10 protein-coding genes are annotated in these 11,744 nt (G+C 40.8%); 5 read left to right on the forward strand and 5 right to left on the reverse strand.

What is annotated here, in order from left to right; genetic code table 11:
* The 4 genes from ACGTJS_RS11600 to ACGTJS_RS11615 form a co-directional block, all read right to left on the reverse strand.
* Positions 1-516 (reverse strand): hypothetical protein, encoded by a 516-nt coding sequence (locus ACGTJS_RS11600; RefSeq protein ID WP_410472181.1) that lies wholly within the window; start codon positions 514-516, stop codon positions 1-3.
* Positions 517-738: 222 nt separating this feature from the next.
* Positions 739-2,403 (reverse strand): ABC1 kinase family protein, encoded by a 1,665-nt coding sequence (locus ACGTJS_RS11605; RefSeq protein ID WP_410472182.1) that lies wholly within the window; start codon positions 2,401-2,403, stop codon positions 739-741.
* Between the two features lie 148 nt (positions 2,404-2,551).
* Positions 2,552-3,442: a transporter substrate-binding domain-containing protein gene (locus ACGTJS_RS11610; RefSeq protein ID WP_315042918.1), complete on the reverse strand. Its 891-nt coding sequence runs from the start codon at positions 3,440-3,442 to the stop codon at positions 2,552-2,554.
* Positions 3,443-3,774: 332 nt separating this feature from the next.
* Positions 3,775-5,157, reverse strand: coding sequence for a 3-oxoacyl-ACP reductase (locus tag ACGTJS_RS11615; protein ID WP_315042919.1), 1,383 nt, complete (start codon positions 5,155-5,157; stop codon positions 3,775-3,777).
* A 251-nt stretch (positions 5,158-5,408) separates the two neighbouring features.
* Here ACGTJS_RS11615 and ACGTJS_RS11620 point away from each other — a divergent pair, with 251 nt between their 5' ends.
* The 4 genes from ACGTJS_RS11620 (at position 5,409) to ACGTJS_RS11635 (ending at position 8,953) form a co-directional block, all read left to right on the forward strand.
* The gene (locus ACGTJS_RS11620; protein WP_410472183.1) at positions 5,409-6,701 is read left to right on the forward strand and encodes an acetyl-CoA C-acetyltransferase; all 1,293 of its coding nucleotides are present in this window, start codon (positions 5,409-5,411) and stop codon (positions 6,699-6,701) included.
* 125 nt (positions 6,702-6,826) lie between these two features.
* On the forward strand, positions 6,827-7,498 hold the full coding sequence (locus tag ACGTJS_RS11625; protein ID WP_410472184.1) for an ATP-binding cassette domain-containing protein: 672 nt from the start codon (positions 6,827-6,829) through the stop codon (positions 7,496-7,498).
* Positions 7,492-8,280 (forward strand): ABC transporter permease, encoded by a 789-nt coding sequence (locus ACGTJS_RS11630; protein ID WP_410472185.1) that lies wholly within the window; start codon positions 7,492-7,494, stop codon positions 8,278-8,280. Before ACGTJS_RS11625 ends, ACGTJS_RS11630 begins: the two co-directional genes overlap by 7 nt.
* 43 nt (positions 8,281-8,323) lie before the next feature.
* Complete coding sequence (locus ACGTJS_RS11635; RefSeq protein ID WP_410472186.1) at positions 8,324-8,953, forward strand: LysE family translocator; 630 nt, start codon at positions 8,324-8,326, stop codon at positions 8,951-8,953.
* A gap of 21 nt (positions 8,954-8,974) precedes the next feature.
* Here ACGTJS_RS11635 and corA read toward each other — a convergent pair whose 3' ends face one another.
* Complete coding sequence (gene corA, locus ACGTJS_RS11640; RefSeq protein WP_410472187.1) at positions 8,975-10,270, reverse strand: magnesium/cobalt transporter CorA; 1,296 nt, start codon at positions 10,268-10,270, stop codon at positions 8,975-8,977.
* Positions 10,271-10,437: 167 nt separating this feature from the next.
* On the opposite strand from corA, the gene ACGTJS_RS11645 reads away from it, so the two are divergent.
* Positions 10,438-11,742 (forward strand): ATP phosphoribosyltransferase regulatory subunit, encoded by a 1,305-nt coding sequence (locus tag ACGTJS_RS11645; RefSeq protein ID WP_410472188.1) that lies wholly within the window; start codon positions 10,438-10,440, stop codon positions 11,740-11,742.
* The last annotated feature ends 2 nt before the right edge of the window (positions 11,743-11,744 follow it).

Genomic DNA, 11,744 nt, shown 5'->3' on the forward strand with positions numbered 1-11,744 from the left:
TTATTGATTCAACGTTTTTTCGTGGTGTTCACGTTGCAATTTTTTGGCGGTTTGATAGCATTGTTCAATATGCTCATTGGCAATTTTTTTGAACATCATATAGCCAATCGTACCTGCGACAATCTGACCGCCAAATGGGATAAACTTGGTAACTTGTTTGGCAATAATGCGACTACCAAAACCTTGAAACGTTTTTTTGGCGATACTACGAGTAGCAACCAAACCTGCGAATGCCACCACACGGTCTTTATACTCATTAAAGTTTGATTGGTTGTTTAGATTGACGGTTTTGGCATCATCAACCAAACCAAAACGCTCAGAAATCTCTGGTAATAATTTGGTTAAAAGACCTGCATCCACCGCTACATCAAGCATTGGCATAGGGATAATCGCAGCACCTGCTGAGATTTTTGCCTGGTTGGATACCAAGGCTTCACACTCTACCTTTACTTTTTCTAGGTTAAGATTTGGGTCTATGCTTTTTGGCAATTGTTCGGCTTTTGTTGAGTTTGACATGATAGTTTCCTTAAAAAAGTTCGATATAAAATTAAACAGTCAATATTACATAAATTTTAAGATAATTTATGATAACTTGACTAATTTAGGCATAGTTTACTAAATAAAATAAAATTTGTATAAGTGATTTTTGAAACAAATTGCTAATGTTTTGTATTTTTTTTACCAAAATGATAACAATTTTTCACATTTATTATTATAAAACATCACAAATTGTTTTGATTAAACCATTAATCGCCAAACGACAAACAACATAGCGATAATATAAAACAAGGGTGCAAGCCAACTACCGACCTGCCAAATGGTAAAAGTCGCCACTTGTTGAGCAATAAATAACGACCCCACAAACCCAAGCAACGCCACCCAATCTTGCTGACGGCTTTTTAACATATCGGCTCGGATTTGTTGGATTTCTCGCAAATGTTGGTCTTGATGTCCGTCCAAATGTGCCAAACTTTGTAAACTATTATCCAATAGTTTTGGCAAGTCGTTTAAACTTAATAGCAATTCTGGCAATTGTTGGCGGATTTCTTGCATTTTTTGTAAAGGGTCAAGCTGTTGTTTGACCCATTCGGTCAAAATCGGTTTGGCAAGCGACCAAATGTCCAATGCTGGATACAAATCTCGCCCAAGCCCTTCCACATGAACCAAGGTTTTTAACAGCAACATCAACTGCGGTGGAATGTCCAGATGATACCGCCTTGCGATATCAAGCACCGACACCAACACGCCTGCAAAGTCAATTTCATTAATCGGCTTACTAATCATCGGCGATACGGTGCGTTTCATATCTCGCATGAGTGCGTAACGGTCAGTGGCGGGAGGTATCCAGCCTGCACGAGCGATAATATCCACAAGCCCTGTAAAATTATTATTCATTACCGACAACAACAGCCGAGCGACAAGCAGTTGGTCGTCTTTTGATAATTCGCCCACAATGGAACAATCTAGGGCGATGTAGCGTGGATTGGGATTTGGCGTGCCACTTGGTAGCGTTTCTACAAATACATTACCGGGGTGCATATCGGCATGAAAAAAGTTATCCCGAAATACCTGGGTAAAAAAAATGGTTAAGCCTTTTTCGGCAAGACTTGCCCTATCGTAGCCCAATTCATCAAAAACAGCTGTTTGTGAAATCGGTACGCCCTCAATGCGTTCCATTATCATCACGTTTTTTTGAGCCTCGTATACCTCTGGCACATACATCAGACGAGAACCCAAAAAGTTGTTCCGCATTTGGGTGGTGTTGCTAGCTTCAAGGGTCAAATCCAACTCCTTTAACATCACCTGTCGGTAGTCTTCCACCACATCAATGATATGCACCGCACGAGCGGACTCAATACGAGCCGAAGCCCAATTTGCCACATCTCGGAGCAACTCAAAATCAGCGATAATCTGCTTACGGATAGTCGGACGCACCACCTTGACAACCACTTCTCGCCCATCGTGTAGCCGTGCGGTATGTACTTGGGCAATGGAAGCCGCCGCCAAAGGCATTTCATCAAAACGGCTAAAAAGCGTGTCAATCGCTGTGCCAAGTCCGCCTTCTTTAACAGGTTCTTCAATTTGTTGTTTTAAAATTTTGACATCAAAAGGTCTAACTTTGTCTTGCAAATGTACCAGTTGAGCGATGATTTCAGGTGGGACTAAGTCTCGTCTGGTGGAGAGCAGTTGTCCCAGTTTTAAAAACAGCGTCCCCATTTCTTCTAAGGCGAGTTTGACACCGTTGTCAGTCGGTTTGGCAAAATATGCCGTCGGATGAAGGGCGATAGCTCTGACGATAGGCTGTAGTTGTGGCATTTCGTCAATGTTGAGATGTACGTCAAGGCGATGTTTGGCGGCGATGTGCCAAAGTTCAAATAGGCGTTTTCGGTGAGTGATTAACATAAGTTGGCTTTTTAGTATTTAAACAGTAAAGGAATAGTTATTGTAGCAATTTTTGGAATTTTTGTAAAAATTGGTATAAAAATAAAAAACGCAAATAATCCACGATTATTTACGTTTTTAGAATAATTAGCTAAATAATGTTCGCTATTTATTGAGTAACACTTGCTGTTGTAACAGTCGGATGGCTATTTGGATACCATTTTTGATAAATTTTATCGTATGTACCATCAGCTTTGATGGTATCAATACCCTTATCCAAAATCGCTTTTAATTGAGTATTGCCTTTTTTCAACACAAAACCAAATGGAATCGTGCCCGAGTTTTTATCAATAACCGTATAAAGTTTGTTATCGGATTTGATATAAGTATTTAGTACACTATCTACATCATATACACCAATCACTTTGTCTTGAGCGATGCTTGTGAGTCCTAAAAATACCGTTTTTACAGGTACAATATTAGATGTAATGCCTGATTCGGTTAGTTGTTTTTGTGATAAGCTAGACTCTTGTACAGCAATAGCCTTTTCTTTTAATTGTGCAATATCAGTCACTTTTTCACCTTTTGCACCGTCCAGCATTACAGCCCAGTTACCTTCCATATAAGGTTTTGAAAAATCATAAATTTGTTGGCGTTCTGGAGTAATATTAACACCTGTTGCAACAATATCAGCATCCCCTTTATTGAGTGTTTCTAACAAACCTTCCATATTATGAGCAATAAAATCAAAATGAATGTTTTCTTTTTCTGCAATGGCACTTAAAATATCGATATCTAGACCAACTGCATTACCTGTATGATCCCGAGATGCAAATGGCGGATAAGATGGCTGACTAACAACAACATAACTTGCTTTTGCTTTATCAACTGGCGGAATAACACCAAAAGTATATGAAGCCGTTGGTGCAGTCGCTGTTGTTGATGTCGCAGCAGTTGCAGGCGTTGCTGTTTCTGCTTTCACTGGGTCAGTGTTATTTGAACACGCTGACAAACCAATGGCTAATGAAGTTAAAATAAAACAAAATGAAATTTTAGACATAAAATACCCTTTAAATAAAGTGAGTTGATAAAATAATACGTTTATCACATAAAATACATTAAAAATAGATTAAATGATATTTTTAATGTATGACTGGTATAAGTAATAATTTTAGTCAAGTAAAAAAATGTTTTAAAATTGTTGGTGGTGCTTCAAAAAGTATGCTCAAAGAAAATCGTTCGCTCTGAGCCTGTCAAAGGTGAGAAGCATTGCTTCGCAAGATGACCATAGTGAATGATTTTCCTATAGCTTGACAAGCTCACCAAGAACGAAAAATCGCATCAGCATACTTTTTAGAGCAGTACCAAATTATTTAACTGTTTTAAAACAAATTACGCCCCAAGCAAACTTTGCCCACAGACACGCACCACTTGACCATTGACACCGCCAGACGCAGGGCTTGCCAGCCAAGCAATCGTTTCTGCCACATCAACAGGCAAACCGCCTTGGCTCATAGAATTCATACGGCGACCCGCTTCACGAATGGCAAATGGAATGACCGCTGTCATCTGCGTTTCAATAAACCCAGGGGCGACCGCATTGATGGTAATGCCGTTTTGCAGTTGTTTTGCCATCGCTTGCACTGCACCAATCACGCCAGCTTTACTTAACGCATAATTGGTCTGTCCCAAATTACCCGCAATCCCACTAATAGACGCAACGCCCACGATACGAGCATTGGCGTTTAACGCATTGTTGGCAAGTAAATATTTGTTGATTTGTTCTTCGGCATTGAGATTGATGTTCATAACCAAATCCCACATTTTTTCATCCATTTTGGCAAGGGTCTTATCACGAGTCACCCCAGCATTATGGATAATCGCATCAAGTCCGCCACGCTTTTTGGCAATTTCGGCAATTTTTTCGCCAGCATTGTCGGCTGTAATATCAAGTGTCAAGGTCGCACCGCCGATTTCACCTGCGACTTTTTGTAAGTCGGCTTGTTGTTGAGCCACGTCAAGGCAAATCACAAATGCCCCATCACGAGCCAATACTTTGGCAATCGCTTCGCCAATGCCACGGCTTGCCCCTGTTACGAGCATGGTTTTGCCTGCCAACGGTTTTTGCCAGTTTACATCAACCAATTCGCCTTTGCCAACTCGCACCACCTGTCCAGACACATACGCCGAACGTGGCGATGCAAAAAAGCGTAAGGTGGATTCCAAATTTGCCAAGCCGTCTTTATCAACATAAACCAATTGAGCGGTAATGCCACGTTTGAACTCTTTGCCAACTGATTTGACAAAGCCTTCAAGCCCACGTTGCACGGCAGATTGCTCAACGCTGTCGCATTTTTCAGGGGGTAAACCGACTACGATGACACGACCTGATTTTTCAATAGAACGGGCGATTGGGTGAAAAAAGTTGTAAACTTGTTTTAATTCTGCGACATTGCCAATGCCAGTTGCGTCAAAAATCGCCACTTTATAAAGAGCGTCCGCCACAAAGTTTTTGGCGGTGATATGATTGGCAGTGATGGCAGTTTGGGCGGTTTTTTCGCTATCAAGGTAAACATCGGCTTTGACATTGCTCAAAAATTCGGCGATTGCACCGCTTGCGATGGCGTTTTGGCTCGCCCCAAACAGTACCGAACCTGTAATCGGTGCTTGACCGTCTTTGTAACGTTCAAGGGCGACAGGCATTGGCAAGCCTAAGTTCTGGGCGACTTTTTTACCCATCGGTGATTGCACAAAATCAGAATAACGGTCAGACATGGTTGTTTCCTTTTTTAAAAAATGAAAATAAGAAATCATTATACGTTAATTTTTGCCAAAATTGCCACAAAAAAACGGTTAAAATATTGTATAACAACAAAAAATTATGTATTTTATAAAAATATATAAAATTTTGTTATATTTTGGCGTAATTGATAAAATTTTCTCAAAATTTGTGTTAAACTTAGTTTTACGTTAATTTCAACACATTTTTAACACAAACTATTTTTCACACAAATAAGGATAAAATAATGAACCAACAAACCCTACGCAAAGTCGCCATTTTGGGCGGAAATCGTATTCCATTCGCACGTTCAAACGGTGTATACGCCAATGCAAGCAACTCTGATATGCTGACTGCAAGTTTAAACGGCTTGGTAGAACGCTACGATTTGCAAGGCGAACGTATCGGTGAAGTAGTCGCAGGTGCAGTGATTAAATTAAGCCGTGATATCAATCTAACTCGTGAATGTGTGCTAGGCACTGCCCTACACCCAACCACGCCAGCGTATGACATCTCGCAAGCGTGCGGTACAGGCTTACAAGCCACCTTTGCGGTGAGTAACAAAATCGCCTTAGGCTTAATTGATTCTGCGATTGCTGGCGGTGTGGACACCACATCTGACGCACCGCTTGGCATTGGTGATGGCTTGCGTAAGGCTTTGTTAAAATTAAACAACGCCAAAACCAATAAACAACGCCTACAAGCCTTGTTAAGCATTAATCCAAAAGATTTGATTGACGCACCGCAAAATGGCGAGCCACGCACACATTTGTCTATGGGTGAACACCAAGCGATTACCGCACTTGAGTGGGGAGTTACTCGTGAAGAACAGGACGAATTGGCATTTAACAGCCATAAAAATTTGGCTCGTGCCTATGATGAAGGATTTTTTGACGATTTAATCACGCCGTTTAAAGGCTTAACTCGTGATAATAACTTGCGTGCTGACATTTCTATGGAAAAATTGGCAAGCCTAAAACCTGTCTTTGGCAAAAAAAATGCCAACCCAACCATGACCGCAGGTAACTCAACGCCATTGACAGACGGTGCGTCATGCGTGCTATTGTCAAGCGAAGACTGGGCAAAAGCTCATAATTTGACACCACTTGCCTACATCACCCACCAAGAAACTGCCGCCGTTGATTTTGTTGGCAAAAACGGTGTGAAAGAAGGTTTATTGATGGCGCCTGCCTATGCTGTGCCAAGAATGTTGGCTCGTGCAGGCTTGACATTGCAAGACTTTGATTTTTATGAAATTCATGAAGCTTTTGCCAGCCAAGTATTATCCACCTTAAAAGCGTGGGAAGACGAAACATTCTGCAAAGAGCGTTTAGGATTAGATAAAGCCTTAGGGTCAATTGACCGTAGCAAACTAAACGTAAACGGTTCGTCTTTGGCGGCAGGTCACCCATTTGCGGCGACTGGCGGACGCATTTTGGCAACTACCGCAAAATTGCTAGACAAAAAAGGCGGTGGTCGTGCGTTGGTATCCATCTGTGCCGCAGGTGGACAAGGCGTTGTGGCGATTTTGGAAAGATAATCGTTTAAAATGATAATAAAAAAGCCTTAGATTGTTGTAAGGCTTTTTTATTTTGATGTTTCTTTGCTTATAAAATTTGATTATACTAAAATGTCAAAATAAACCTTTAAAATAGATGATTTCTCATGCTCAGCTTTAACAACCTAAGCCTTATTTTACCCAATCAAAAAACCGCCATTTATCCGACCACAGGGCAGATTTTACCCAATCAGTTTATCGTTTTGACAGGCTCATCTGGCAGTGGTAAGTCATTGTTGCTTAGGCTATTTTCATCATTATTAGCATCGACCACTGGCACAATCACTTGGCAAAATCAAACTTTGGATAACTTAACACCAAGCATTTGGCGGTCGCACATTGGTTTTGTACAACAGCACAGCGAACTGATTGATGATACTGTACAAAACAATTTAGCCCTGCCCTATCATTTTAATTTTTATAAAAATCAAACATTTAACCCAAAATTTCACCTTGATTATTTAACACAACTGAACAAACCTGCCGATTTTTTACAAAAAAATAGCCAAGAATTATCAGGTGGCGAACGTCAAATCGTCAATCTGTTGCGGTGTTTGCAACTTAATCCACAACTTTTGTTGTTAGATGAACCGACTTCGGCACTTGACCCTGTCAGTGCGGTGTTGGTAGAAAATTTGTTGTTAAAATGGCAACACAGTAATCCAACGACCATGCCAAGAAGTGTGTTGTGGATTAGCCACGACCCCATGCAGTTACAGCGATTGCGTGAGCAAGGGGCGAGCCATTGGACGATGGATAATGGGGTGTTGTTATGTTAATATTGGGCGTGGTTTTTTTAAGTATTTGGCAAGTATTGCTTGCGTGCAGTTTGATTATACTATTAATTATTGTTTCATATTTTTTTAAATTAAATTTAATCAAAGTGATTGTTATCGCCAGTTTTCGCACGGTGTTGCAGTTAAGTTTGATTGGCTTGGTGTTGGCATGGATTTTTGCACGAGAGCAATGGTACGAAGTATTGGCGATTTTAACTGTGATGACCTTGGTAGCGTGTTTTTCTGCCAAAGACCGTGTCAAAAAACCGTACAAAGGTTTGTTATTTGACACATTGATTGCCATCGGTGTGAGTGGTTGGGCAGTGGCGTTGTTTGGTGTGGTGGTGGTGTTACAAGATAGCACTTGGTATCGTCCGCAACTGATTATTCCGATTTTGGGGCTGATTTTGGGCAATGCTTTGACAGGCGTGTCGCTATCTATGAGCCAGTTGGTAGAGAGTTTGCACAAAGAGCGTGGACAGATTGAGGCCATGTTGTCACTTTCGGCGACGCCGTTTGAAGCGTGTCGTGAGCTGATTATTCGTGCCATTCATCAAGGTTTAATGCCGACCATTAACAGCATGATGGTGGTGGGATTGGTGAGCCTGCCTGGTATGATGACAGGGCAGATTTTGGCGGGGGCAGACCCACAGCAAGCCGTTCGCTATCAGATTGTTACCATGTTTTTGATTGCCACAGGCAGTACGATGGGCTGTATGATGGCGTGTTTGCTGGTTTATCGGCGGTTTTTTGACAAAAGTTGGCGTTTTGTCATTCCAAAATAAGCCAACAATGTGTAAAACTGTCATTTTTTGGCGATGAAATGTGATGACTTTTGACAGTTTTTTATTTTTTTTAATCAGCACTTTGTTAATTTCGGCTGCGCCCGGTCCAAATATGCTGTTGGCATTTCAATTTGGACTAAATTATGGATTTAAAAAAACTTTATGGACATTGGCAGGGTTAAGCGTTGGTTTGTTTTTGTTGCTTGCGGTATCGTTGTTGGGTTTGGGATTTATTAGTGAAAAAGCACCTTTTTTATTGACAATTATCAAAGTATTGGGGGCGTTATATTTGACATATTTGGGGGTAAAATCGTGGATTCATGCCAATCAAGATTTCACAACCAATGATGTTAAAGTTGTGCCAACGCCCAGCGAATTGTTCAAAACAGGCATTTGGGTGTCATTGTCAAATCCCAAAGCGATTTTATTTTTTGCCGCATTTTTTCCAAAATTTATCAAATTTAAAGCACCTTTGATGAGCCAATATGTGATTTTGACGGTGGGGTTTTTTGCGATTGAAACACTTTGGCAAATCATTTATACCGTGAGTGGCAAACAATTGGCAAATTGGCTCAAAACAGGACATCGCCTAATGTGGCTAAATCGCTTGTGCGGTGTGGTGTTTGTGTTAATTGCACTGATGTTATTAAGCGATGTGATTTTGCAAAAATAATTTGTTAAAATTTTTAAACAATTATAACCAACCTGCCTTTCTAAAACGATAATACAAGGTCGCACAAATCATAAAAATCACCGCCAACAGCACGTGATAGCCATATTGCCATGACAATTCTGGCATGTTTTGAAAATTCATGCCATAAATCCCTGCCATCGCTGTCGGTACTGCCAAAATACCCGCCCAAGCGGCCAGTTTTCGCACGACTTCATTCTGTCCCATCGTTACCACCGCCATATAGGTATCCATCGCAACGCTTAACATCTCATTTAGACCGTTGACCGCATCCAATGCTCTTAACAAATGGTCATTAACATCTCGGAAATACGGTTTTGCTTGGCTTGGAAAACTGGGCATTAAGTCATTTTTTTTGTGATTGATAAAAAAGTTACAAATATCTTGCACGGGCAAAATCACCGCACGCATATGCACCAGTTGCGATTTTAATTCGTACAGATTACGCAAAGTTTGTTTGTCAAAATTTTCTGAAAAAATTTCACGTTCTTGTTCACGCAAATAACGCCCCAATTTTTCGGTAATCGGCAAATAGTTGTCCACCACAAAGTCCAAAATGGCGTGCAACACAAAAATCGTCCCTAAACGTAAGCGTTCTGGTCTGCGATGGCAATAATCTCGCACGCTTTCATAACTGTGCGAAGCCCCTTGGCGAATGGTGATAATATATTGTTTGCCCATAAAAATGGCGGTCGTACCGTAACGAATGTTGTTATCGGTCAATTTTGCGGTACGCACCACCACGAACACGCTGTCATTGCCATAGCTTTCTACTTTGGCTCGTTGATGTTCGGCAAATGCGTCTTCTAGGGCAAGTTCGTGCAAATCAAAGGCTTCTTTCACTTCGTGAATGGTTTCGGCACTGGGGTCATGCAGTCCAACCCAAACAAACACATTGTTGTTGGTCAGCTCTCTACGCACATCGTCAAGCTCAATTTCATCAATTTTTTCGCCTGTTTTGCGTGAATACACAAAGCAATTTGCCACTTCATTTTGACCGATAAAACGGCTGTCATCAAGCTCGGCTTCTGGATTGTATTCAGGTGGCAAGCTGGTGTCCATTTCTATCGGCTCACCGTCCTCGTCCTCTTCGTAATCCTCGCCATAAATATAGCTATCTTCACCATGCAGGTCTAATTCGTCATCTTCATCATCTTTGACAACGGTTTCTATTTCGTCAATTTTGTAAGTATCAATTTGCAAATTTTCATCATGATTGGCATGATGATTTGTGTGGTTTGATGGCGTGTCGTTGGGTGGGTTTTGGCGGTTTGTGAAATCTGAATTTTGGGTTGTCATAGCCAAAACCTCGCAATAAAAAAAAAGAACTATTTTAACAAAATTTTGCACATTTGTCATAGTTACAAAAAAATAAAAAATCGCATAATCTTTTGCCAATGTGATTTTGCTATGTTACAATAAAAAGGAAAAGTTTCAAATTTTATTCTTTACTTTTGGAATCCATTGTGAATAACCCAACCCCTAACAGCCCGACAAATGCCCTAAATTTACAAAATTTTAGCCATTTTTTTAGCCTTTCTGACCACAATCTTAGTCCACAAACTTCCGACACTTGGCTACTGCCTGACGGTGTGATGGATTTATTACCCACCGAAGCTTTTAAACAAGAAAATTTACGCCATGAGTTATTAAACGTTTTGATGACGCATGGCTATGAGCCAATCAGTCCGCCACTCATTGAATATACCGAGAGTCTGCTCGGACACGCCACCGAAGATTTAAAACGCCAAACCTTTAAAATCATTGACCAATTGACAGGGCGTATGATGGGCGTGCGTGCCGATATGACCCCACAAATTGCCCGTATCGATGCCAATATGACACAAAAATTTGGCACGAATGTTGGGCGTTATTGTTATACAGGTCATGTGGTTTATACCTTACCAAAGGGTTTGTTTGGCTCTCGCATTCCCTTGCAGTTAGGGGCGGAGATTTTTGGCGAAAGTGGCTTAAATGCGGATTTAGAGCTGTTAAACGTGCTGTTAAATCTGTTAAAAACTGGCAAAATTATTGACAATTGTCATATTGATATCGGTCATGTGGCAATTTTTGAAACCTTGTGTCAGCTTGCCAATTTACCACTTGCGTTAAAAGAAAAATTCGTTACCTTATATGCCAACAAAGCCTTGCCAGAATTACAAGCCTTGTGTCAAGATTTGGCAAATGTTGACAATGAAGCTATCAAAACTTATGCCCACGATTTTTATATTTTGGGGCAATATGCCAATAATTTACAACAATTGTTCGATAATTTTTCACCAAATGCCAAGCAAAATTTGACAATTAAACAAGCGATTGATGATTTGACCCAATTGGTTGATTTTTTAGCCACGTCAAAGATGGGTATTAGCATTGATGTATCGGCGGTGCAAGGTTATCATTATCATACAGGCGTGGTGTTTAATGTGTATGTGGCAAATGAGTCGTTGCCGATTGTGCGTGGCGGTCGCTTTGTCAATCAATATGTGAGCGAAACTCGCCATGCGACAGGCTTTAGCTGTGATTTGACCCGTTGGCAAAATCATATTGAATCGGTCAAAAAATCGTTGGTGGTTGTGCCGTTTGAGTTTAGCAGTATGTTAGCGGATAAAAATCATCAATCTTATCAATCGCTTAACCAAACCATTCAAAACTTGCGAGAGCAAGGCGTTGCGGTTGTTGTGGCATTGTCTGAACAAGACCAACCCAAAGCCACGCACCAGTTACAATGGCTTAATCATTCATGGCAACAAGTGGCGATTGATTGTTAATT

The organism is Faucicola mancuniensis (assembly GCF_046523945.1).
In the GTDB taxonomy this organism is placed as follows: domain Bacteria; phylum Pseudomonadota; class Gammaproteobacteria; order Pseudomonadales; family Moraxellaceae; genus Faucicola; species Faucicola mancuniensis.